Genomic DNA, 22816 nt, shown 5'->3' with positions numbered 1-22816 from the left:
TCCTGGGGCCGTGGGTTCGAATCCCGCCGCGGACACCATTATGTATTATTCTAGTGATTTAGACGCCTGTTGAGGCGGGTCATATATGCAGCACCCCGCCAAGCCTAGGGATCTAGCTGGGCTTGCATTACAAGTTGGCGTTGAAGAAACGCCAAAGGCCGCCCACGATCCTGTATAAATATTTGATAATAAACAAAAAATCTTGTTACGGGGGCCTGCAACCAAAGAAAACTGCTGCTTGTCAGTGGGTTCGTAGAGAGGTTCGCTGCATGACATAGTCGATTGATAAACAATCGTTTTGAGCAATATTCCATCTCACTGAGACCTCTTTCGGTCAGACCGTGTCAGTCAGCCAGTCCTCAGTTCGAAGACCTTCCACCCGCTGGAATTCCCGAAAGTTCCCCGTCACCACAATCAGCCCTCCGCTCCGGGCATGCCCGGCAATCATGAGATCATACGGACCTATGATACGGCCATTCCGTTCAAGTTCGGCCCGAATGTCCGCCGTATGGGCGGTCGCTTCACTGTCGAATGGCAGCACCGCCAGCCTTGCCGCGAAGTGCTCGACCTCACGCCTTGTGCGCACGGGGGATGACGAGCGTTCCGCGCCATAAAGCAGCTCATACAAAACCACGCCCGAAATGCGGAGTTCCTCCGCATAACTGTTGAACCTCGGACGCAACCTCTGCGGCCGATCCCGCGATACCCGGATACAGAGGTTCGTATCGAGCAGGTAACGCAGCATTCAAAGTGCCTCACGTTCCTGCATGGCCGGCTGGTTCCGCTCCCCCAGATCCACGCCGGGAGCCGCAAAGAAATCATCCCACGCTACGTCAGCGGGGGGCGATGATCCATCGTGAATCTTCGGACACAATGACGACGTCACGCACCCGCTCCCCGAAGGCAACCATCTTCGGCAGACGCAACCTGCGAACGGTTGGATAGAAAGAGTGTCGTACGGGTCAGCGTCCGCTATTTCTCCTCATGGATATGCATCATGTATATCCCGTTTGAACGAAGCTGTCCCGTAATTTCGGGCCCCTCCTCACCACATACCTACAATCCGGACAGGTGATGCAGTGGCTCTTCCATCTGCCCACGGAAAATAGTGCTTATATCTCAATGAAAGTCCGGCCAGTCTTGATGCTGATAAATGTATCGCGCCATATGCTCTACACTCTCCGTGGAGAAAATGGTACATAATCACCGCAAGTTGCAAGGTTACGGGAGCAGCTTATACAAACACACAGAATGATTATGTTCAGAATGATGCATCACGCCATCAAGGGGCTGAGTGTCAATGGGGCTTCAATTACGTATCCCGTAGCTGGCTTGATGTAGCTAATACAGTCCATCTACCTTCCTATCATAGTAGGTGAGATTGATACTGACTATATAACGCATGTCGATACCCATACACTAAAGTAGAAAGATTACATGATGAAAGCAAAGTCACCAAAAAAACAATCAGACCAGGTTTCTTCAGAAGCATTCCGAAATGCAATGAGCTTGCTGAATGCACCCGTTTTTCTTGTAACTACCGATGGGCACTTTGGTCGACATGGGCTTACAGTATCAGAAATTTGTAGTGTCAGTCTGTCCCCACCCACGCTATTATTCTGTATTAACCGAGATAATAGATCTTATGAAGCTTTTTAGAAAACCGTAAATTAAGTATCAGAATTCTTAAACCTGACCATGGAACTCTTGCATTCCGTTTTGCATCTGGATCACCTGCACAGGAAGAAAAATTCAAAGATAACGAATGGATTGTTGATCAAGAAGCATCCCCAGTTATTGCTGATGATTCAGTGACTTTGGTAAAACGTATTATCGAAACCTTACCGTCTGGTTCTCATAATATTATTATATCTCATATTCAGGATATTGTTTTTCATGAGGAAAATCATCAAGCTTTATCCTGGTTTGGTAAAAGTTTTCATCATATATGCTCTTGAAGTAATTTTTCCGATGTTGAAATTCTAGGTTACTTTTTAAAATATCACTCAAAGAGCAATCATATCCTCGACCACCATATGCATCCATTAGATGATCATCATCTGATGGATGCCATTCTTTGACGCTAGTTCCATCTGTGTCCGCTTGTCCCGAATCGTTATCGTTGCATTTTGTGTCGTGAGCGAGCACGGATAGCACTAGCCTAATGTGTTCGTCGAAAGGCAGACCATCTAAAGATATGGACAACGATTATCGTGTTCTGTGCTGTGCTTTTTCGGTTTCAATGAGCTTGCTTGATCTCAGACACTTACCATGCCACCGTATTTTGAGCGCTCGGTATAGAACGTCGCATCGCTGATCCCGTGCTTGTTGCACAGATCGGCCACAGATACGTCCGCCTAATGTTCTCTCAGTATCCCAATGATCCGATCCTGCGTGAAACGCACTTTCTTCATCATCTGTCTCCAGTGGACAGGCCTTGCTTCAAGTCGAAGGGTAACGTAAATACTATTCTTTATTTAAACGCGTATTATTCTAATATTACTTCCAATCTTAAACGTTAACACTAAATAACTTAAGAAATTATACAAACTTCTCTAAATTGTAATAAGAAAAAATTTTCTGACGAAATATATCCCGTGCTGGATTAATTCCGACATCGTACGTAGCCATACCCACTTCCCACCGAGCAGACGGATGTCTTATCTCATGAACGGTAAAGTTTTTTTCTGTTTCAGACAGTATAGATAAACTGGAGCGATGGATTATTGCACATGCCAAGCCTGAGCACACAACCTGAATGACACTGAGACTCTCATTAAACCATAAGGTATAAGCAGGCTGTACTAAACTCGCATTTAATATCTGCTCCGTCCGATCATAGATTCCGTATGAAAATGTTTTTTTAAATCGTACTAATGGTAAATTTGAACTGGATATATCTGCAAGTCCTACAATATCATGACGATCACGAGGCACCAACAACACCAAATTATCATGCGTCAAGGAAAGAAAGTTCAACTCCTCATTGCGTCCGTGACGCATAAACCCCACATCTATTTGACCTGTTTTAAGTGCATGTTCCTGCTCCCCGGATGACATGTCTTCCAGCACAATATCAAACCTGCCGTCATTTTCGCTAAATTGTGGCAAAATAGTCGTTAGCAGATCCATGACTGAAAAAGTAAACCCGATCCGTATTGTTCCCGCACGCCCTCGGGCTAACTTTTGCCCTCGCTCCATGACACGGTTTGAATGGTCGAGCAGATTACGGGCTTCATCCAAAAAATTTCGTCCGAAAGCACTTAAGCTTGTCTGATGCGTAGTACGCATAAAAAGATCAGCCCCCAGCACGTCTTCTAGCCGACGGATTTTTTTGCTTAATGACGGTTGTGACATGCCCATGTCGCGAGCAGCATCCGAGAAATTTCCCCTTTCTGCCAAACAAAGAAAGGCACGAAGGTGTTCCATATTCATATTACCCACCATAAACCGGTATATATTTAATCCACTATTCCATAGTTGAATAACAGAGCAGAACACAAATATCTATTTTTAGTTGGTATTTTTATATATCACACAAAAATAAAGTGAATATACCCGTGAGAATCTTATGCCAAAACCCCGCATGAACAATGCCCACACCGCATTGTTGGCACTTCATCCTCTTGTCAAAAGACGCAAATCTTTTTTGTGCGCCGGGGTCTCTGCTTGTAGCCTGCTTATTATGTCTGCATCCGTTCAGGCTGCAAACAGCGCCTCTGCGCCACAACCTCTCGCAACAGCACATAATGTTGCGCCCAGAAAACCTGCCAGAGTAGCGCCCGCTACCCCCATCAAGCCAAGCCGCACGACAGAAAATATTGTCATCACAGGCCTAGCCAACACTGTACATGGCTACCAGCCCGGTGGAGGACTTATTCACAAACAGGATGGGGTAAAAGCCGTTAGCACGGTTGACCGCGATTTTATGGACAAGCAAGCGCCCATGGCGACAGCTTTTCAGCTCGCCTCCCTCCTGCCCGGCGCAAACGTTGCGACATCTGATCCCTTTGGTTTTTCGCCTAGCACGGACATCAGTGTGCGTGGCCTTGGTGGGGATTCCATCGGATATGTGCTCGAAGGTATGCCACTGAACGATGTGGCATACTCCAGCGGCTACCCCGGTCAATTTGCTGATAGCGAAAATTATCAGCAAATTGCTCTAGCCCAAGGTTCATCCAATCTAGACAGTCCGGTGCTTAACGCTGCGGGCGGGCTTATGCAGCTCAGTTTTCGTAATCCGACTAAAAAAGCCGGGGGTTTTGCCAGTGTCTCTTACGGCTCCTACAACACCAACCGTGAATTCATACGGATGGATACAGGAGATATTGCCCACACGGGCTTACGGGGTTTTGTCTCATACTCCCACGGCGCGACGGACAACTGGCGCGGCCCAGGACGTGACGAAAAACAACACGTTGATTTTAAATTTCTTAAGGAATGGGGGCAAGGCAACCATGCCAGCTTTCTCGGTTCCTTTAACAGCACTATTACCAGCTATTACCCTCAGGCCAGTATGGAAAGCTGGAAAAGCGATGGCATTGGAGGCGCTAACAATCTGCTAGCTCGTTACGATGCTTCCAACCAGAACAACGGAGCCAATTACTGGCGCCTATGGCGCCAGCCGGAACGAACACTTTATGCAGGGGCACCTGTCCATTTGCGTCTGACTGACCGCCTGACACTTGATAGCACACCCTACGCCCAGTTTGCTTATGGCAATGCTCCCGGAGGCACTATTCTGAGCGAGAGTGGCCTTTATCAGGGCACGCAAACTTTGCCAGATACGCTGAATCTGCCTGGCGCACAGAATGAAGAAGCAGTTGTGCGAGCAAACTACACGCAACGCAGCTACCGCTCCGGGTTTACTGTTGCCTTGCACTATAAAAAGGCATGGAACGACTTTGTCTTCGGCTATTGGTACGACTACGGCGACGATAACGAACAGCAGCCTTTTACCACCGTGCAAACCAATGGCTCCTCAGCTGACATCTGGGCAAAAAACTCGAACAGCCAGATTCATCTTGCTAACGGTCAAAAGTTGCTAGGAGGCAGTTTTCATACCATTTCCCAAAGTAATGCACTGTTTGCAGGGGACCATATCTCACTCCTACATGACCGACTGCTCATAGATCTGGGCTTCAAAATTGTCATGCTCAACCGCTCTGGCACCAATAACGTGCCCGGCCCACAATATCGAGTTGGGTCCAATAGCATGGAACCACTGCCCAGACTGGGCCTGCGCTGGCATATTGATGATCATAACCAGATATTTTTCAATGCTACCACAAACTTCAGAGCGCCCGATCAAACTGCACTCTATAACGCTTATGATCCTTCTTCAGGCGGTCTTGTCACTGCGGGAAGCCATAATCTGCGTGACGAATACTCCATCTCGGAAGAGTTAGGCTACCGCCTATCCAATCGCTGGCTTGTAGGAAGTCTGACGCTCTTTAATTACAATTTTACAAATCGTCAGATTTCTACTCTTGCAGTCCAAAATGGCTCCATCATTACGACAACCATGAATGCAGGTGGACAGACATCGCGCGGGGTGGATGTAGAGGTCGGTTTAAAGCCGTGGCATCACTTTAGCCCCTATGTGTCGGGCGAGTACCTACATGCGACCATCGACAATAACATTAGCGCAGAAGGTGATATTCTGCCGACTAAGGGCCACACTGCTGTCCGCAGCCCATCACTGCAAGCCGCCATCGGCCTGAGTTATGATGATGGTCATCTCTTTGGTGTCGCAACAGTACACTATACCGGGCACCAATATGCAACATTCATGAACGATGAGCGCATGCCAGACCACACGACTGGCGATCTGGCCATTGGGTATCGCTTTTCAGATCATTATCACCTGCACCAGCCCACAATACGCATGAACTTCATCAACATCACCAACGAGCATTATCTTTCCGGGGTAGCCAGCCCAACGCTGAACGCGCGGGATACCACAGGCACCCACGGCAACACCATCTCCGGCAGCGCCCCCAGCTACTACATTGGCAGCGGTTTTGCAGCACTTGCCACTATTTCCACAGGTTTTTAAGACATGTCACAGTCACATAATCTTTATTCAACATGCCTTGTACTGGAATATTTCCATCCATGGCCAAACTCGGCAGGCTTCTACCTTGCCCGACAGCAAAAATGGTATGAACAAAATGGACTGGACCTGCATATCACTGTGCCAGACCCGTGGCACGGTGATTCCCTTGAACACCTGCTACAGGCCCGTGCTGACTTTGCCGTTGCACCAGTCAACAGGCTTTTAGTCCGGCGTGATGGTGGGGAACCACTGCGGGCCATTGCCGCCATAAACCATAGTGCGCTGGAAACCATACAGACTCTTAAAAGTAAAAACATTAACCGCCCACGTGATCTGGCGGGACGGAAACTCGCCATGAACCCCACGCCTCGGGGGCTTGCCATGATCCGGCACCTTGTCTCTTCCGATGGTGGAGACCCTGATGCCGTCAAAATTGTAAACTCTCAATTCCGGGAGTTTCATCCAGAAGATTTACAAAATGACCTAGCAGACGCCAGCTTTGGAGGATACTGGGCATGGGAAGCACTGATGGACAGTTCCATTCCGCAGGAGGAGCGTCTTGTCTGGCCGTTAGGGCAACTAGGGGCACCTGCTTACCACAGCTATGTTCTATGCACCCGTGATGAGATAATCGAGACAACACCTGACAAAGTCCGATCATTTCTCAAGGCATCTGAAAAAGGGTTTCTGGCAGCAGCACAAAACCCGCTTTCTGCTCTTTCCGCCTATGAACTGGCAACACCATATTTTCCTACTGAACTACTCAGCCAGTCCCTTACAGCCATTGCACCAACATGGCTGCACAACGGAAAATGGGGAGAACTACGCCCGGACGTTATGGAGGAATACACACATTGGCTGGCAAAAAACGCTATTGTGTCTGACAGGAATATCTGGCGTTCAGCGGTTATTGAACAAGATTTCCGTCACTCCGTACAAGAACATTCATGAGCGGATATGTAATGGCAGCCCCATATACACATGGCATGGGTACCACCCGCAAAGAATCAGACTGGCCTGATATAAAAGACACAGAACTTGAGGAGGTTCTGCACCATTTTCCACGCGCGGGCACACTGCAAGCCATTCTGTGGCGCAGCCCACGCCCTTTTTCTGCGGCCGCCACAATAAGAACCGACCGTGGTATGCTTTTTGTCAAACGCCATGGGCATGCCCTGCGTACACCGCGCAATCTGGAAGAGGAACATGCCCTTATCGGGCACCTGAAGCAGCAGGATATTCCCGTTGCTTCTTTGCTAGAAACAACAAGCGGGAAAACAATGGTCCTCCACAATGGATGGACCTATGAAGTGCATGACATCGCCATCGGGCTGGACCTCTATCAGGACCGCACGTCATGGACCCCGTTTTTTAATACAGGTCACGCCTATGCTGCGGGCACCATGCTGGCACGGGTGCATAAAGCACTCAAGCATTACAACGCGCCCCCCCGCAGCACACATCTGCTTGTCTCCGACGACAGGCTGATCCGCCAGCCAGACCCCTTGCAGGCTCTTGGCGCAGATTTGCACCTTCGCCCCGGACTGGCCAGCTTTCTGCACGAACGGAACTGGAAACACGATATTCAGACACACCTGCTTGCACCATACCATGCTAACGCGCATGCCATTTTGCACGCAGCCCCTCGGCTTTGGACACACGGAGACTGGCATGCCTCCAATCTGCTCTGGTCTGCTGCCGGATCAAACGGGACAGTCTCCTCAGTTCTAGACTTTGGTCTGGCGAGTAAAAGTTCCGCATTATTCGACCTCGCAACCGCCATAGAGCGTAATCTAATCTCCTGGCTGGATATGGAAAATGGCGTTGCCCCCACTGCAAATTTGGATCAACTGGAAGCATTACTTGCTGGTTATTCCAGCATAACGCCACTCAGCACTACAGATATACAAGCCTTGGCCGGTATACTCCCCATTGTGCACACTGACTTTGCACTCAGCGAAATAGACTATTTTGCCGGCCTTCTGAACGACAGACAAAATGCCGCTTTGGCTTACAATACCTACCTTCTGGGGCATGCCGACTGGTTTGCCTCACCGCAAGGACAACGCCTGATCAGGCACCTTCATACACTTGGCAGCAAGGCCGCATAACCAACATGGCACATTCCGTATCTCCCCTTATCAGCGTTGCTGAACTGTCCGAGCGCAGGCAAGACCCTACGTTGGCTCTTTTTGATACCAGTGTAGTACTCCCCTCCCCCCGGTTTGACAGAGATTACCGGGTTGAATCTGGTCGAGCGCAATGGTGTGAAGGCCATATTCCCCGCGCGCAACATCTGGATCTGACGCACGACCTTGCCGATACATCCCAATCTTTCAGCTTTGCCCTTCCTCCCCTGGAAGAGCTGGCCATACGCTTTGCAACACAAGGCATTACGCCCCAGATCACGCCCGTTTTATACGATAAAACCGATGGTTTCTGGGCAGCGCGCCTCTGGTGGATGCTTCGCAGCGTTGGTGTTAGCGCACGTATTCTGGATGGTGGATACAGCGCATGGCAAAATGCGGAGCAACCAACCACCACAAAAAAGAGCTTACCCCAATTCGATAATATCAACAGAAGGGAAAGGTCGCATGCCACTTTTACCCTCCAGCCCCAGCTTTGGTGCGACCGTCAACGCGTGCTACGTATTGCCGACGGAACGGAAAAGGGCACGCTTGTCTGCGCCTTATCCAAAAGCGTGTTCGATGGTACAACTCCAACCCGCTACAGCAGGCGCGGACATATTCCCCACAGTCTGAATTTACCTGCACGCAGCCTATTAAACGAGCAGGGTTTGTACAAAAGCGTTCCAGAGTTGCGGAGCATTCTTCAACCCTTGCTCACACACAAGGCCCTTCCTCTTGTTCTGTATTGCGGGGGCGGTATTTCTGCTGCCGTTGTCGCGGTCGCTCTCACACTTGTCGGGCATTTTGATACCACTCTTTATGATGGGTCATTACAGGAATGGTCGGCAAACCCTGAACTGCCACTGGTGACAAATCCAGCGTGAATTTACGTCCTCATCATCAAACGTGAGAAAAAAAACGTGCCTTCTTTGGAAGCCGCAGCAGTTGCTATCAATATCACAGGGGTCTGGCTTACGGCCCGACGGAACATGATGTGCTGGCCGGTTGGCATGGTTGGGGTCATCCTCTACCTGCGCCAATTTTATCTCTGGCACCTTTATGGCGACATGCTGTTGCAAGCTATCTATTGCATCATTCTTGGATATGGTTGGTACTCATGGAGAACTCCCAAAAAAGCTCCAAAAAAACAAAGCCATTTCCACTCACTCATACCCAGAAATCTCAGAACTCAGGTAGTGTTAACCGCGTGTATTGGTCTTCCCGTTGGATGGGGTTTTTCTCATTTCACGAATGATCCACAACCTTATATTGACTCAGTCTTGATGTGCTTAAGTCTTTTGGCTTCTTTATGGACAACACGAAAATATATGGAAAACTGGTATTTATGGATTTTTGTCGACTTTATATATGCGTGGCTTTTTTTATACCGCACAGATTTTTTAACAGCTAGTCTATATACTGTATTTTCCTTACTTGCGATGTACGGTGTCTTTACATGGAAGCGAGATATCAATACCCACTAAGTTTTCTGGCCAACATGAATATTCAAAACCTACCATTTTTAAATATCATAAGTTGAATCTCTCCTTTTTAGCATATTTATGCCCTTTCTTATTGAGAAAGTTACGCTTAGAAAGCCTGAATATCTCCCTACGTGGCTATTTAGACGTAAAAAAGCCATCCATGAAGGTGGCTTTTACCGTTTGGTATCAAAACTTGCACGTAGTTACGAGGGCAATCCCGCCACAAAAAGAGTGGTTTTTGAATGAGAATTTTCTCAGCGTATGGAATGATGAGATTCTGAAGGAGGCTTTGGGGAACAAATGAAGCAGCCAGCCCAGCGCCAGAAACTAGCCGCACAGGCTGTGGCACATCACGGGGCAGCATTGCACTGACCAGTCGGATTTTTGAGATATCCGAGACCTGCTTTCGCTATCGTCCAAGACTGGCAGAGGAGAATGACAGGATTGCCGATCTGCTGACGGGACTGACACAGGCTCATAGGAGATGGGGATTTGGTCTGTGTTTCCTGTATCTGCACAATGTGCAGGGACATCTCTGGAACCATAAGCGGGTTTATCGGATTTATCGGGATCTGGAATTCAACCTGCGGATTAAACTGCGTAGGCGCCTTGTTCGCGAAAAGCCTGAAAAGCAATCGGCGGTCCCAGATATTCCAAACAGGGCCTGGTCCATGGATTTCATGGCGGACTGTCTGATGGATGAACCTGCTTTTCGGCTCCTGAACATCCTGGATGACTTCAATCGTGAAAGATTGGTGATTGAGGTTGATTTTTCTTTGCCGACCTATCGGATGGTCCGCTGCATGGAACAGGTTATGGAATGGCGCGGTAGGCCAGAGGCTATCAGAATGGACAATGGCTCTGGAGGCAAAACTGACTAACCCGTCGTCAGACGACTGCTGCCATCTTCCAGTATATCTATGGTTTCTACAATCCACGTCGACGCCATTCATATCTGGACGGCATTAGCATTTCCTAGCCGACATAAAACCGGCACAAGTCCAGTTTTTCGACCCCCCACCTTGACCGTATTAACCAGAAGGTTCCTGATACCGATTGTCTGCTTACGCAACAAGCGAGGCAGACAATCTATTGCTTTATCACATATGATTGTTTTGCAGGTACTGCGTACCTTTCCAACCGAGCAAAATGCTCACAACCAGAAGCCATGCTTTCCAACCGTCCAGGCCGAGCAGAACAAGAGCCGGGCCGGGGCAAACGCCAGTCAGTCCCCAGCCAACACCAAACAGGATGGCACCTGCCACAAGCGGCGCATCTGGCGGCCAGCGCTTCGGCCAAAGTAGCGCATCATCAGAAGGCCGCCCCGTAAGCTGCCTGTGCCGAAGCCACCAGAAACCGGGAAGCGTGATAGCAACAGCACCTCCCATGACAAAAGCCAGAAGAGAGTTCCACGCGCCTGTCACGTCCAGAAAGCCCAACACATTGGCAGGATCTGCCATCCCTGAAACCATCAGGCCAAGAGAAAAAATAAAGCCACAGAACGCGGCCGCCATAGTCTTCATGAAAGCCAGCTCCTGTTGTGCTGAAGAAAGACAACAAACCCGGCTGTTCCCATAAAAACCAGAACCGCAATCAAAGAACGCCCGGACAGATTTCCCAACCCACACACGCCATGACCACTGGTACACCCATTGGCCAGTCTGGTTCCTGCTCCTGTCAGCAGCCCCGCAACCAGCAAACGTTCCCATCCCAACTGGCTGAAACTTGCTGGTACCAAAACACCCATACCGCGCATGACAACCGCTGCACCAACCACACCAGCGAGAAACGCCCACCGCCAGCTCCCTGCGGAGCACGAGGAGGCATGACCCAGAATACCACTGACGCCAAGAATATGCCCTGTTGCGGCCTTCAAAAAAACGGCGGCACTCCCTATCAGAAGACCGCCGCCCAGTGCAGTCAGAACTGCAAGTGTCATGTCAGTGCCTTATCAGTGACCTGAGCGAAGAGACCAGAGCATCCACATCCTCAAAACTGTTGTAAAGACCGAAGGATGCCCGAACCGTCGCCTCCACACCGAAACGCCGAAGCGCTGGTTGCGCGCAGTGATGACCGGAACGTGCGGCAATACCATAACCATCCAGATATTTTGCCACGTCCGTAACATCATGCCCTTCGACAACAAAAGACAAAACACTTGCCTTGGCCGCTGCCGTGCCGATAATCCTGACACCCGGTAGGCGCTCAAATTCAGAAGTGGCATACTCAAGCAAAGCATGTTCATGTGCTGCAATGGCTGGCAGACCTATCTTCTCCAGATAATCTACCGCAGCTCCCAGACCAACAGCCCCGGCTATGTCCGGCGTGCCCGCCTCAAATTTCTCGGGCAGTCCCTGAAACTCCGTATGAGTAAACGTGACATCCCGTATCATATGCCCACCACCCTGCCAGGGCGGCATGGCCTCAAGGAGTGCACGTTTACCATACAGAATACCAATCCCGGTCGGACCGTACACTTTGTGACCAGACAGCACCAAAAAGTCTGCATCCAGAGCCGCAACATTCAGCGGCAAATGGGGGGAGGATTGCGCAGCATCCACCAGAACAGGCACACCATATGCATGCGCTAAGGGAATAATCTGCTCAATCGGATTAATCGTACCCAGCGCATTGGCAACATGCGTCACCGCAACAATTTTCGTTCGCCCGGATAGAAGGGCTGCAAACTGTTCAAGCAGTAGCTCACCTTTATCATTCACCGGAGCAATCCGTAAGACGGCTCCTGTCTGTTTGGCCAGCAATTGCCATGGCACAATGTTAGCATGATGCTCAATTGTGGTGATCAGAATTTCATCACCATTACCAATATTGGCACGGCCGTAGCTTTGCGCTACCAGATTGATAGCTTCCGTTGTGCCTCTAACAAAAATAATCTCCGCAGCCTCGCGCGCACCAATAAAACGCCGGAGCTTTTCCCGTGCTCCTTCAAACGCATCTGTGGCGCGCGCTGCGAGAGTATGCGCTGCACGATGGATATTTGAATTATCACGCTCATAAAAATGAGAGGTCGCATCAATCACAGCGCGTGGCTTTTGCGTTGTCGCAGCATTATCCAGCCAGATCAGCTTATGTCCGTTGACCGACTGATTGAGAATAGGAAAATCGTTCTTAATCTGCCGGATATCATATGCAGACAGTATTTTTCCCGTAATATGTGATTTATCCTGCAAAAAATAAGGCTTGGCTGAACCCTCTTCTGGCAGATGCATTACAGAAGGCCGGACTGGCAGCGAGAATGCTCCAGAGAAAAACGGTGAAACAGCTTTTTCGGAAAGAGCGCCAAACTGAGTGTCTGGCGACGCGGGGGCTGTCACTGGCGTTCTTGACCATACAGGTTCGTAACCAGACACATCCGCTCCTGACGCAAATGCTGGTGCCGTAAGCTGCTGGTGGCCAAAGGGAGCAGCGCCAGCCACCCCCTCGTTCAGAACATCCTGAAAGGCACGAACAAGAAGAGTCTGATGCGCCGTGATGGGTGGCGCATCGCTAACATCAGGGGGCGTAGTCATAGTAATTTCCAATCAGCACGTTATCAAGCCGGGCAATGGCATCTTCAACCAGAACAGCAGCGGAAAAGTAGCGTGTGATCAGATGAGATGCGACCGAGAACTGGTCCGTCCCGCTGTAGCGCACAGAAAGGCCCGGCTCGACCTCGCCTGTAATGCCAGTATTATGCAACCCGATGACACCCTGCTCTTCCTCACCGACCCGAAGCAACAGAATGCTGGTTTCCCCAAATTCAGAAACCGGAATTTTGTCTGACGGAACAAGAGGAATGCCACGCCATGTTAGAAAAGGTGAACCAAAAAGAGTGACTGTTGGCGGCGGAACGCCTCGACGTGTTGCCTCACGGCCAAAGGCCGCAATGGCTTTGGGATGTGCCAAGAAAAAACCAGGTTTTTTCCAAACTTTAGTAAGAAGCTCATCCAGATCATCCGGTGTCGGCGGGCCATTTCGCGTTGGAAGACGCTGGGCAATCGCAGTCTCTCGCAGCAAGCCGAATTCAGGATTGTTTAGAAGCTCCCACTCTTCACGCTCCCGAATGACATCGATAACCACCCTAACCTGCTCACGCAGCTGATCGAACTCGTTGCTATAAAGATCGGTAATACGCGTATGGGTGCGCAGGACAGTTTGCAGGGAATGCAGATAATATTCGCGTGGATGATCCTGATAATCCACGAACGTTGTAGGCAGTTTGGGCTCACCATCAACACTGGAAAGAACCTGAATGGCTGACTCTCCATATTTATTTACACCTGCGCTCGCCCTCCCTTCCCGATTGATTTGCTCAAATGCATCAGTTAACCAAGGGTATTTCTCTGCCAGAGTAGGTGACAGCGTAACAACCGTCGTATCTCCCGTAGCAATAAGCGGACCATAGTGTGCATTATGCTGCACAATACCGCTTTGACCGGCAGTCAAAAACAGATTCCTGACTTGTCGTCCCTCTGGTGTAGTCGCTTTCTGTTGAACCTGCCCATTCACGACAATCAGAAGACTGCCATCCTCAATCGAAAACTCTTTACCAGCAGACAGCTTCTGAGACTTGAATGCTTTACTGATAACCTGAATATCTTCCAGATCCTGACCTGAAAAACCTGGAAAAAAAGACAGACTTTCAGAAGTAGGAGCAATACTATTTCCCTGCCCCGAAAAAACCACACCGGCAAATCGCGATGAGATGATGCGACGCCTGTTAACACGAAAAACACCGCCCCCAACATTAACCCATGGCAAAAGCCGGTGTAACCAACGAGGCGTACGTTCCAGATTCTGAACGCGGGTAACATGTGCTGTTGAAAGCTGCCTTGCGGACAAATTACGATCAAGCGCAGACGCGCCTGAATATGTAGGCTGAATGTCAGTCATGAACAAATATATCCTGTAATTTTTAATACTATAAAGAACACGCTTATTTATTTTTATAGATATCTAACAACATCGTATTTGTGGACGAACAGGATGAACCATTTTTTCGCTCCAGAATATTACCTGGTATACCTAAATTAGGAAACCGTAACTCTGACCGTAACACCCTTACACCAAACGTCAATAAAAAACGTATACAAAAGTGAATTTAATATATCACGTTTTTTATTGTTATTATATGTAGTCAATAGGAGGAAGAGATAGATCGAATGTCAGTCCGGGCAAATGAGTATGCTGTCCTACCACCTGTGCTGGGTTACCAAAGACACACGTGAAGGGTGAAACATTTTTCACAACAACTGACCCGCTTCCTATTTTTGCACCCTGTCCGATTTCAATATCACCCAGTATTTTACTGCCCGGTCCTATTATTGAACCTTGCCGGACAGTTGGGTGGCGCTTCCCTGTCTCTTTTCCAGTACCTCCCAGTGTTATGCCCTGAAAGAGCACAACATCATTTTCGACAATAGTTGTTTCGCCAATCACAATTCCTGTTCCATGGTCGAGAATAAGACGTTCACCCAAAACAGCGGCTGGATGGATATCAATGTTCCATCGCTCCGAAATCAGGCTTTGAAAAAACCTGGCTGCCGTTAACCTATTTTCTTCCCACAAACCATGTGCAACACGGTAACATTGTAGAGCATGATATCCTTTAAATTCTAAAAAAGCCGTTCCATAATCATGCATTGCAGGATTCCGATTATATAAAGCTGTTAGATCAGAACACGCAGCAGTAACAAGATGCGGACACACCATATAAAACTCCTGAAAAAAACTATAAAGACGCAAAATCTCTTCTTTTTCTAACGATAATTTTTCTGACAAACATAATGACAGAACCATAGAAAATTTTTCTTCTGGATTTATATTTTCGCCACCACTTCTTTCCAGTAAATCCTTCAGAAGTGGATTAGGATCTACTTTCAGGATATCCCATACAGTCTGAGGGGCAATTTTTCCGGCTGCGTTGATAGCTGACAATAAATGTTCTTTGTCCGTTGTTTGTTCACGAGACACATAAATCTGATCACCCATTGTGAGTCATTACTTTCGAAACCGTTTTTAAAGACTATTTTCTGGAAATGATTTCTCAGATCATACACTCAGGTAAAAAACGGATCATCCATTTAAAAATATGCAGAATACTGTGCTTTACTCTGGATACAACACAAAGCGATATAGCCATAGTGAAAATCACCTCATTAAGAACTATACTTTGAAAGTTATAATAATATAGTGTTATATTTTAATATATAATTCTTCTTTAATATCATTGATCTACATGTCACCGACACAAGGAAAGAGCCTATAGAAGATGAATTTTACAAAAAATCATCATAATCCACTTATTGCAGTGTTTTTTTATGGGGGTACCGTAAACCTGTTTTTTCTATTAAAACGGTCTGCGTCAGCCGATCCAAAAACATCAAACCATCTGACCAGCACCCAAGATGACTCTGATTGCCGATATGCCCCTTACGACCTGCATCAACAAAAGAAGCATTCCAGTGCTTGGCAAACATGCGAGCTCGCGTGACACTCAACCATGGATCATTACGGCTACCAACAACCAGGGCCGGAAAAGGTAACGGTGAGATCGGTACCGGACTAAAAGCTGCAACACGAGAAATATCCTGTGTAGGCCCATTCTCGACATCAGCAGGCGCAACCAACAAAGCCCCGGCGACGGTATCTGGTAAAAGCCCTTGTTCAACAGCATGGGCAATCAGAATGCATCCCAGACTATGACCCACAAGCAAAACCGGCTTCCTACTCTTTTCAACCGTAGAAACTAGAGTCATAATCCAACGGTTATAATGAGGCGTCGACCAGATTTTTTGATTAACTCTCCTGATAGAAATTCCTTTAGCCTGAAAGAAATTCTGCCACATTGACTGCCAATGATGACGGGCAGAACCATCTAAACCTGGCACGACAACAAGCTCAAATGCGGTGAGAGACGCGGAAAGATGCCGAACAATATTATCAGGCACTCTGTCATCACTCCCGACTTGGCTCTGTAAAGATGGGGCTCTTTGCTTCACCAAGTTCTGTCGCAAAAATGGCGACTGTGACACAGCTTTACTTTTGACTGCAGAATGCATGGTTCTTGCGTATTTTGCTTCAGACGTCCGCTTGATAACATTGTGTCGCACTCTGATAATCCCCTTTTGACCAGTCTATTTGTGCTTGTTTTATGAAAATTTCACTAACCGTAGATACGGTCTGAGAGTCTTCCATCCCTGAGGAAAAAGCGTTTTCGCCTGCTCATCACTAATGGAGGGAGCAATGATCACGTCCTCCCTAGGCCGCATGATCTTTCAGCCCGTCAACAGACAAGCCCAACACCTTGGTATTTCGTTTAGCCCATTCGGACGCAAGATGGGCGACCGCACCAAGCTCCGTTGTGCAGACGGAGATAAAATCTTTCGGATGGCTGAACAGGATGCCCCAGGCAGTCCCGATCCATGAATGAAAATGGATTGTCCTGCACGAAATCAGGCGCAGTCTGGCCAAACTGGAGCATCATAAGTTCACCTCAGAATCACATAATGAAATCAGATATAAAAAATAAGCACATATTTTTATCGTTGTAAAAATTATAATTCATTATTTTTTAGTGGAATAGATTTACCTAGCAATCGAAAGCATAGAAAGCAAGAAATCCCACTTCATGGAAAAACACTGTCGCTCAGGAAATTGCTTTGGCCCGCTTTAACCACAAGGGCCCTTCTTGCCATTATAGGGACGGCATTATTTTTGCCTCCGCACAAAACTCGGGGCATGCTTTTTGCTCTTTCTGACGCCACCGTCAGCTTGTTTCAATACGACCTGACACCGCACCCAATGGAAGTGGCATCAGGGTGAAAAACTTTCATTTAAATATTACTGCAACAGGTCAGGCAGAATTGGGACGTGATATATTTTGCACATGGCCAGAGGACAAAGGTTTACTCCGGATTGACAACGTCATAGTAAAATTGGGTTAAAATTTAGATGCTCCACCGAAAATCTTGTCGCTTAAATTTACACGTGAATTATAGGTTACCCATTTCACGAAATTATTAACTCAACTCAATTTTCACAGTTTTTTTTAAGGTCAATTCAATGCCTGTTCTATTCAAACGACAGGCTCTTTCAGGGGGCGTCTGTTTCAGCCCTCTCTATTAGGCTGTCAGGTTGTGAGACGTTATTGGGATGATGTAACGTGTGCAATACCGCGTTACGCTCCATGGTTTTCTTCCGTCTGCAGGGAGAATGAATGATGCTTCAGATCCATCCTTAGGCACGCACGACACCGGCCATCCGGGCAGACATAGCGCGTTCGTTAGAACCGACATCCGTGCTCGCCGAATGCTATGGGATCAGCAATGAAACTGTTCGCAAGTGGCGCAGGCGTGATTCAGACGCCTGCCAGAACCGCAGCAGCCGTCCATGGAAACTGGCCTGGAAAGCCTCGAAGGAAGAGCGTGCCATTATCTGTTAGCTTCGGCGTGCGACCGGTTTCGGTCTGGATGATCTGACCTTCGTCGCGAGGCATTTCCTGCCACATCTGAAACGGGACAATATCTGGCGTATTCTGAAAGATACCGGACTGAACAGGTTACCTCTTGCGCAAAAAGCCGAACCTGTGCGTGGACAGGGAAAGTTCCGGGATTACTTACGATCCTGGTTATGTCCATATCGATGTGAAACATCTGCCTAAATTGCAGACAGCAGATGGAGAACGGTGGAAACGTTTTCTCTATGTCGCCATTGATAGATGCTCTCGCTCGATCCATCTGGCCGTCTATGACGCGGAGAATACCGATAATTCCGTCGATTTCCTCAAAGCTGCCAAAACCGCCTTTCTTTTCCGAATCATCCATATTCTGACCGATCGTGGTTCCTGCTTTACAGCAAAGGTTTTCGAAAAAGCCTGTCATGATACGGGAATCGACCGACGCCGGACCAAAGCTTACTCCCTTCAGACCAATGGAATGGTCGAACGCTTCAGTGGCCGTGTCGCGACAGAGGTGTTGCCGATCTGTGTCTCAAACCATAAGGATCTGAAAATTCTACTCAGAGGCTTCTGTTCCGCTTACAATCATCGCCCGCAGCGTGTTCTGGGCGACATAACTCCCGCACAGCGCATCACGTCGTTGCTTGAAAAACATCCCCCAGCCCGTAATCCTGATTACGTCAAACCAGCCCATCGTGACCTCATAAAACAAATCGATAAAATCATCGATTATCCCAATGATGTATCACAACCTGACACCTAGAAGTGCTTTGTGATGGCAAAGACGCACTGGTCGTCCGGCTTGCCCACAGCATTGCGGAAGGAACATTCACCTGATCGCCCTGTCGGTCGAACCTCTTCCCTTCATCCCCCGCACACCCTGTGGGCTCGTAACGTGAGGCTTAACCCCGACGGTCTGGCGACCGATGTCATAGCAACACCTAAAAATTTACAGTTCGGGAAAACACTTCAAACTGATCGCCAAGCTCGCTCAGACGAGCCAGCCGCTCTTTATATAATTACGGAATAATACATTATTTATCATTTATTAATATCTAAATCACGTTCGATATGACATCTTAATGTCTCCATTAAATTATATGCCCCTTGAATATCATCAATACTCATTTCTTCCGCCAAAGCATTCACGCGTGGCGTGTAAACCCCAATTGCGGCATCATAAATCTCACGTCCCTTTTCCGTAAGAACGACAAGATGTGCCCGTCTGTGGTGAGGATTGGGGGCAAAAACAACCAACCCTTCATGATGCAGATCATTAACAATCCTTTGCACATTCTGGCGATTGGCTCCGAGATCGCGCGCAAGCCATGCAACCGGCTGGGACCGCTCTGCATGAACGATAGCCCCCAAAATCTGCCATCGGGCGCTGGTCAGACCGAAAGAGGAAACCAGACGGTCTCCCCAGAGCAGAAGCAGGTTATTCGTCCTGAAAACCGTCAGAATCAGATCCGTCAAAGCCTGACCTTTCGGATCAGCGGGAACTTCCGGCATTTGTCATCATCCATTTTTATTGACATCATGATGTCATATAGACATATACTTCAGACGTAGCGAACTGTCGCTATGCAATCAACATGGATGGTGTCCAAAATGTCTCACAGAAAGCCGCTGGACGACAATTTCCCAATTGAGCGCCAGCTTGAGATCAAGGCGGCTCCGGTTGTCCTGATCAATCTGTTCACCCTCGATGCAGCGGACGAAGAGCGGTTTCTCGAAGTCTGGAAAGACGATGCCGGTTTCATGAAACGCCAGCCCGGATTTATTTCGACCCAGTTGCACCGTGCCCTGGGTGAGAGCCCGACATACCTGAACTATGCTGTCTGGGAATCAAATGAGGCGTTTCGCGCCGCCTTCACGCATCCTGAGTTCCGCTCGAAGCTGAAGGCCTATCCGTCCTCCGCCATTGCAAGACCGCATCTGTTCCAGAAGGTGGGCGTCGCAGGTATCTGCACAGCCTGATCCTCTGGTTCGTGGCAATCGGATGCAGGGAAGCATGTCATGAGACTTTTATGCCGCATGCTGGCCATTATCGGCCCCGCCATGTTTGCAGGCGTCATGCTTGCAATCGGGGTCATTCTCGGAAATTACTGGAAAAGCCTCCCTCCCGAGCAATTCCTGGCATGGTTTGCTCACAATGGGGGATACATTCAGAAAGCCATTCCGCCTGTCGTCCTTCCAACTCTTATCGGGCTGGCGAGCATGATCTGGATTGACCGCGCCGATCCCGTCAACCGGCTTCTCTGGACAAGTGCCGCCGTCTGCATCGCCGCTGTTATCTTCCTGACAATCGGCTGGTTCGTGCCTGCCAATACGGGCTTCTCCACCGGAAGCCTCCCTCTGGATCAGGTATCAGGGCAACTCGATACCTGGCTTCGTCTTCACAATATCCGCATCGCACTGGCCGTTGCCGCATCGGCGCTCGGCGTGTGGGCGTGCAACCGGTAGAGAGCCTCATCATGCCGAGACTGATTCATCCCCTTGCCGGAGTGGTGGCGCTTCTGACTATCGCAACCTTCTGGCTTTCTACGGTCATCTCCGAGCTTTTTCTGTCCCGGGATGTTGTGATCGCTGTCAAGATAACGATCCCATGGGGATTTCTTTTGCTTGTCCCGGCACTCGCCGCAACAGGAGGTTCGGGCGTCTTTCTATCGCAAGGGCAGCGCACCGGGCTGCTTGGTACAAAACTCAGGCGCATGCCCTTCATTGCCGCACGGTATCCTAATCCTTATTCCGTCGGCCCTGTTCCTCGCCGCGAGAGCCCGGGCAGGCCTGTTTGATGCATCATTCTATGGTGTGCAGGTTCTGGAACTTCTTGCAGGTGCGACGAATATCACGCTGCTTGGTCTGAATTTTCGTGATGGCCTGAAACTGACTCAATGGCGTCGTAAAAGCCGTCTGAAACCGGCACAACGCTACCGGACCAGTCTTGAGAAGAAAGAGAACGTCGCCGATGACACGGTCGCATTCGTCCTGAAAAAACCGGAAGGTTTTATTTTTACCGCAGGTCAGGCCGTCTACGTCACCCTGCCTGAACTGCACAAATCGGACAGTGAAGGACGCATTCGGACCTTCTCACTTGCTGGGGCTCCGACGGACAGCACTCTGCTTGTGGCCACACGCCTACGCGATAGTGCTTTCAAACACTGTCTTGTTGGTCTGCCGGAAGGATCCGTTATCGATATTGAAGGCCCTTACGGCGATCTTGCAGTGACGCAGGATACGAGACCTGTGGTTTTCATCGCGGGTGGCATCGGGATCACGCCATTCCGGAGCATGATTCTGGACTCAATACAGCGCGGCCTGACGCGCGACATGACACTGTTTTACAGCAACCGTGATGAACGCGAGGCAGCCTTCCTGTCGGAGTTACAACAGCTTTCTGCAGCACATCCGCACTTCAGGCTTGTCGCCACCATGACTCGCCAGCCCGACTGGCAGGGAGAGCAGGGTTACATCACGCAGGCGATGCTTTCCCGTCATCTGGACGACCTGACCGGAGCGGTTTTCTATCTTGCAGGCCCCCCAGTCATGGTGGCTGCGATGCAAACGCTATTGAAGCAGGCTGACGTTCATCCGACACAGATACATGCAGAATCCTTCGCAGGGTATTGAAGCACGCACGCTTTCTGGAGAAACATTCCCGAAGCAGGTCATAAAGGGCTACTTCCCGCTATGTTTTTCCAGAAAGGCCGGAATAAGGGGATTATCCTCCTGCAGGGATCCGTTTGATGGAAGCTGTTGAGTATTCCAGCCGCCCCAAGATCGACGATCAGTTTCACACTTGCCACCAAACGGCTTTCCTGAATTTGCAGCGCTGTCTCCTGATTGCTGAGCGCCGTCTGCTGGCTGGTCAGAAAAGCCTTTTTAAGCTCAGGATCTATTAATTTATTGAACTGAGCGAACGTTTATGTAATTCGTAACGGTCTTCAGTGGAAAGATGCTCCGAAAGCGTATGGTCCGCACAAGACTCCGCACACCAGTTTGTATAATCGCTTTATCCGGTGGAGCCGCCTGAGTGTTTTGACTGGATCTCTTTGTCACCCTGACACAACACTCTGACCGTTCGAAGCGTCTGATGATTGATGCAACACACCTCAAGACACACCGGACATCGGCGTTCCTGCTCAAAAAGAGGCTTTTCCCCGCCATATCGGACGGACAAAAGGCGGCCTGAACTCAAAACTTCATGCCGTGTGCGATGATCCGGGCCGACCTGTCCGCCTTCATTTGACTGCTGGACAGGTCAGTGATTTCAAAGGTGCTGCTGGCGAACCTGTCGGATGAGACAGAGGAAGTCATCGGTGATTGGGGATACGACAGCAATAAAATCAGACAGTCTCTCGCAGACCGGAACATCACCGCCTGTATTCCACCAAAGAAGAACAGGGAATCAAAGCCACCTTACAATTGGCATCTGTATAGAAAGCGCCATCTGATCGAAAACATGTTCGCAAAACTGAAAGACTGGCGACGGGTTGCGACCCGATGTGACCGGTGCGCTCATACCTTCATGTCCGCAATCCATATCGCAGCAAGCTTCATCTTCTATCTTAAAAAATGAGTCCTGAGCCTAACAGATTCTAGGGCCTGTTAGCGCTTGAAATTCTTCCCATATTGTAGGGATGGAAGAAGGAGACGGAACAGGCACTTTTACGGACGAGACATG

The 22816-nt window shown here is 49.0% G+C and carries 24 protein-coding genes and 4 pseudogenes; 15 read left to right on the top strand and 13 right to left on the bottom strand.

From position 1 onward, the window contains the following. Positions 1-334: 334 nt before the first annotated feature. Positions 335-745, bottom strand: coding sequence for a tRNA(fMet)-specific endonuclease VapC (gene vapC / locus FKW19_RS01070; RefSeq protein ID WP_089179410.1), 411 nt, complete (start codon positions 743-745; stop codon positions 335-337). Further along, a complete protein-coding gene (locus tag FKW19_RS01065; protein ID WP_238331324.1) occupies positions 746-886 on the bottom strand; it encodes a hypothetical protein in 141 nt (46 codons plus the stop codon). It abuts the gene before it with no gap. A 551-nt stretch (positions 887-1437) separates the two neighbouring features. On the opposite strand from FKW19_RS01065, the gene FKW19_RS16050 reads away from it, so the two are divergent. Next, entirely contained in the window at positions 1438-1659 is a 222-nt protein-coding gene (locus tag FKW19_RS16050; protein ID WP_089179411.1) for a flavin reductase, read from the top strand. Between the two features lie 17 nt (positions 1660-1676). After that, a complete protein-coding gene (locus FKW19_RS16045) occupies positions 1677-1958 on the top strand; it encodes a flavin reductase (protein ID WP_089179412.1) in 282 nt (93 codons plus the stop codon). On the opposite strand, the gene FKW19_RS01050 is transcribed toward FKW19_RS16045, so the two are convergent. From FKW19_RS01050 to FKW19_RS01040, 3 genes and pseudogenes are all read right to left on the bottom strand, one after another. After that, positions 1867-2148 carry a hypothetical protein gene (locus tag FKW19_RS01050; RefSeq protein ID WP_123809144.1) on the bottom strand — a complete coding sequence of 94 codons (282 nt, stop codon included), beginning with the start codon at positions 2146-2148 and terminating at the stop codon, positions 1867-1869. The two genes, FKW19_RS16045 and FKW19_RS01050, sit on opposite strands and share 92 nt — an antisense overlap. Before the next feature lie 122 nt (positions 2149-2270). Continuing rightward, positions 2271-2414, bottom strand: a pseudogene (locus tag FKW19_RS01045) (transposase); the annotation flags it as partial. Between the two features lie 127 nt (positions 2415-2541). Further along, positions 2542-3429, bottom strand: coding sequence for a LysR family transcriptional regulator (locus FKW19_RS01040; RefSeq protein ID WP_162870701.1), 888 nt, complete (start codon positions 3427-3429; stop codon positions 2542-2544). 256 nt (positions 3430-3685) lie between these two features. On the opposite strand from FKW19_RS01040, the gene FKW19_RS01035 reads away from it, so the two are divergent. The 7 genes and pseudogenes from FKW19_RS01035 to FKW19_RS15995 all read left to right on the top strand — a co-directional run. Beyond that, complete coding sequence (locus FKW19_RS01035) at positions 3686-6058, top strand: TonB-dependent receptor (RefSeq protein WP_089179948.1); 2373 nt, start codon at positions 3686-3688, stop codon at positions 6056-6058. Between the two features lie 3 nt (positions 6059-6061). Continuing rightward, positions 6062-7009 (top strand): ABC transporter substrate-binding protein, encoded by a 948-nt coding sequence (locus tag FKW19_RS01030; RefSeq protein ID WP_089179414.1) that lies wholly within the window; start codon positions 6062-6064, stop codon positions 7007-7009. After that, the gene (locus tag FKW19_RS01025) at positions 7006-8169 is read left to right on the top strand and encodes a phosphotransferase enzyme family protein (protein ID WP_202879009.1); all 1164 of its coding nucleotides are present in this window, start codon (positions 7006-7008) and stop codon (positions 8167-8169) included. Before FKW19_RS01030 ends, FKW19_RS01025 begins: the two co-directional genes overlap by 4 nt. A gap of 5 nt (positions 8170-8174) precedes the next feature. Beyond that, positions 8175-9071 (top strand): sulfurtransferase, encoded by an 897-nt coding sequence (locus FKW19_RS01020; RefSeq protein ID WP_089179415.1) that lies wholly within the window; start codon positions 8175-8177, stop codon positions 9069-9071. A gap of 36 nt (positions 9072-9107) precedes the next feature. Continuing rightward, the gene (pnuC, locus tag FKW19_RS01015) at positions 9108-9671 is read left to right on the top strand and encodes a nicotinamide riboside transporter PnuC (protein WP_162870700.1); all 564 of its coding nucleotides are present in this window, start codon (positions 9108-9110) and stop codon (positions 9669-9671) included. 271 nt (positions 9672-9942) lie between these two features. Further along, a pseudogene (locus FKW19_RS15615) lies at positions 9943-10531 on the top strand (DDE-type integrase/transposase/recombinase); the annotation flags it as partial. Between the two features lie 32 nt (positions 10532-10563). Next, positions 10564-10650: pseudogene (locus FKW19_RS15995) on the top strand (hypothetical protein); the annotation flags it as partial. 121 nt (positions 10651-10771) lie between these two features. On the opposite strand, the gene FKW19_RS01005 reads toward FKW19_RS15995, so the two are convergent. From FKW19_RS01005 to FKW19_RS15990, 7 genes are all read right to left on the bottom strand, one after another. After that, complete coding sequence (locus FKW19_RS01005) at positions 10772-11194, bottom strand: DUF6691 family protein (RefSeq protein WP_089179419.1); 423 nt, start codon at positions 11192-11194, stop codon at positions 10772-10774. Next, positions 11191-11610, bottom strand: coding sequence for a YeeE/YedE family protein (locus FKW19_RS01000; protein WP_089179420.1), 420 nt, complete (start codon positions 11608-11610; stop codon positions 11191-11193). Before FKW19_RS01000 ends, FKW19_RS01005 begins: the two co-directional genes overlap by 4 nt. Position 11611: 1 nt before the next feature. Further along, positions 11612-13201: a cysteine desulfurase gene (locus tag FKW19_RS00995; RefSeq protein WP_089179421.1), complete on the bottom strand. Its 1590-nt coding sequence runs from the start codon at positions 13199-13201 to the stop codon at positions 11612-11614. After that, positions 13185-14564, bottom strand: coding sequence for a family 2B encapsulin nanocompartment shell protein (locus FKW19_RS00990; protein WP_089179422.1), 1380 nt, complete (start codon positions 14562-14564; stop codon positions 13185-13187). The genes FKW19_RS00995 and FKW19_RS00990 overlap by 17 nt, the downstream gene beginning before the upstream one ends. Before the next feature lie 234 nt (positions 14565-14798). Next, a complete protein-coding gene (gene epsC, locus FKW19_RS00985; protein ID WP_089179423.1) occupies positions 14799-15662 on the bottom strand; it encodes a serine O-acetyltransferase EpsC in 864 nt (287 codons plus the stop codon). 311 nt (positions 15663-15973) lie between these two features. Further along, on the bottom strand, positions 15974-16621 hold the full coding sequence (locus FKW19_RS00980) for an alpha/beta hydrolase (RefSeq protein ID WP_162870699.1): 648 nt from the start codon (positions 16619-16621) through the stop codon (positions 15974-15976). A gap of 310 nt (positions 16622-16931) precedes the next feature. Continuing rightward, complete coding sequence (locus FKW19_RS15990) at positions 16932-17144, bottom strand: redoxin domain-containing protein (protein WP_370512884.1); 213 nt, start codon at positions 17142-17144, stop codon at positions 16932-16934. Positions 17145-17931: 787 nt separating this feature from the next. On the opposite strand from FKW19_RS15990, the pseudogene FKW19_RS00970 reads away from it, so the two are divergent. Beyond that, positions 17932-18892, top strand: a pseudogene (locus FKW19_RS00970) (DDE-type integrase/transposase/recombinase). A 278-nt stretch (positions 18893-19170) separates the two neighbouring features. Here FKW19_RS00970 and FKW19_RS00965 read toward each other — a convergent pair. Continuing rightward, positions 19171-19641 carry a MarR family winged helix-turn-helix transcriptional regulator gene (locus tag FKW19_RS00965; RefSeq protein WP_089179425.1) on the bottom strand — a complete coding sequence of 157 codons (471 nt, stop codon included), beginning with the start codon at positions 19639-19641 and terminating at the stop codon, positions 19171-19173. A 99-nt stretch (positions 19642-19740) separates the two neighbouring features. On the opposite strand from FKW19_RS00965, the gene FKW19_RS00960 reads away from it, so the two are divergent. The 5 genes from FKW19_RS00960 to FKW19_RS15550 all read left to right on the top strand — a co-directional run bounded on the left by FKW19_RS00960 (position 19741) and on the right by FKW19_RS15550 (position 22711). Beyond that, positions 19741-20109 carry an antibiotic biosynthesis monooxygenase gene (locus FKW19_RS00960; RefSeq protein WP_089179950.1) on the top strand — a complete coding sequence of 123 codons (369 nt, stop codon included), beginning with the start codon at positions 19741-19743 and terminating at the stop codon, positions 20107-20109. Positions 20110-20166: 57 nt separating this feature from the next. Next, on the top strand, positions 20167-20595 hold the full coding sequence (locus FKW19_RS00955) for a DUF1772 domain-containing protein (protein ID WP_193561035.1): 429 nt from the start codon (positions 20167-20169) through the stop codon (positions 20593-20595). Between the two features lie 258 nt (positions 20596-20853). Further along, positions 20854-21762 carry a ferredoxin--NADP reductase gene (locus tag FKW19_RS15610; RefSeq protein ID WP_238331323.1) on the top strand — a complete coding sequence of 303 codons (909 nt, stop codon included), beginning with the start codon at positions 20854-20856 and terminating at the stop codon, positions 21760-21762. Between the two features lie 116 nt (positions 21763-21878). Continuing rightward, complete coding sequence (locus FKW19_RS15305; RefSeq protein ID WP_162870698.1) at positions 21879-22034, top strand: hypothetical protein; 156 nt, start codon at positions 21879-21881, stop codon at positions 22032-22034. 362 nt (positions 22035-22396) lie between these two features. Beyond that, a complete protein-coding gene (locus tag FKW19_RS15550) occupies positions 22397-22711 on the top strand; it encodes a transposase (protein ID WP_162870697.1) in 315 nt (104 codons plus the stop codon). The last annotated feature ends 105 nt before the right edge of the window (positions 22712-22816 follow it).

This window comes from Acetobacter sp. DmW_125128, from assembly GCF_008704325.1.
Classification (GTDB): Bacteria; Pseudomonadota; Alphaproteobacteria; order Acetobacterales; family Acetobacteraceae; genus Acetobacter; species Acetobacter oryzifermentans.
This window is presented reverse-complemented; position numbering and strand designations above follow the sequence as displayed.

Bases quoted from the DNA above. Each gene is read 5' to 3' on its own strand.
- FKW19_RS00960 (WP_089179950.1), top strand. From the start codon at position 19,741: ATGTCTCACAGAAAGCCGCTGGACGACAATTTCCCAATTGAGCGCCAG.
- FKW19_RS00965 (WP_089179425.1), bottom strand. From the start codon at position 19,641: ATGCCGGAAGTTCCCGCTGATCCGAAAGGTCAGGCTTTGACGGATCTG.
- FKW19_RS00990 (WP_089179422.1), bottom strand. From the start codon at position 14,564: ATGACTGACATTCAGCCTACATATTCAGGCGCGTCTGCGCTTGATCGT.
- FKW19_RS16050 (WP_089179411.1), top strand. From the start codon at position 1,438: ATGATGAAAGCAAAGTCACCAAAAAAACAATCAGACCAGGTTTCTTCA.
- FKW19_RS15305 (WP_162870698.1), top strand. From the start codon at position 21,879: ATGGAAGCTGTTGAGTATTCCAGCCGCCCCAAGATCGACGATCAGTTT.
- FKW19_RS01025 (WP_202879009.1), top strand. From the start codon at position 7,006: ATGAGCGGATATGTAATGGCAGCCCCATATACACATGGCATGGGTACC.
- FKW19_RS00955 (WP_193561035.1), top strand. From the start codon at position 20,167: ATGCTGGCCATTATCGGCCCCGCCATGTTTGCAGGCGTCATGCTTGCA.
- vapC (WP_089179410.1), bottom strand. From the start codon at position 745: ATGCTGCGTTACCTGCTCGATACGAACCTCTGTATCCGGGTATCGCGG.
- FKW19_RS01020 (WP_089179415.1), top strand. From the start codon at position 8,175: ATGGCACATTCCGTATCTCCCCTTATCAGCGTTGCTGAACTGTCCGAG.
- epsC (WP_089179423.1), bottom strand. From the start codon at position 15,662: ATGGGTGATCAGATTTATGTGTCTCGTGAACAAACAACGGACAAAGAA.
- FKW19_RS00995 (WP_089179421.1), bottom strand. From the start codon at position 13,201: ATGACTACGCCCCCTGATGTTAGCGATGCGCCACCCATCACGGCGCAT.
- FKW19_RS01035 (WP_089179948.1), top strand. From the start codon at position 3,686: ATGTCTGCATCCGTTCAGGCTGCAAACAGCGCCTCTGCGCCACAACCT.
- FKW19_RS01005 (WP_089179419.1), bottom strand. From the start codon at position 11,194: ATGAAGACTATGGCGGCCGCGTTCTGTGGCTTTATTTTTTCTCTTGGC.
- FKW19_RS01000 (WP_089179420.1), bottom strand. From the start codon at position 11,610: ATGACACTTGCAGTTCTGACTGCACTGGGCGGCGGTCTTCTGATAGGG.
- FKW19_RS01030 (WP_089179414.1), top strand. From the start codon at position 6,062: ATGTCACAGTCACATAATCTTTATTCAACATGCCTTGTACTGGAATAT.
- FKW19_RS01040 (WP_162870701.1), bottom strand. From the start codon at position 3,429: ATGGAACACCTTCGTGCCTTTCTTTGTTTGGCAGAAAGGGGAAATTTC.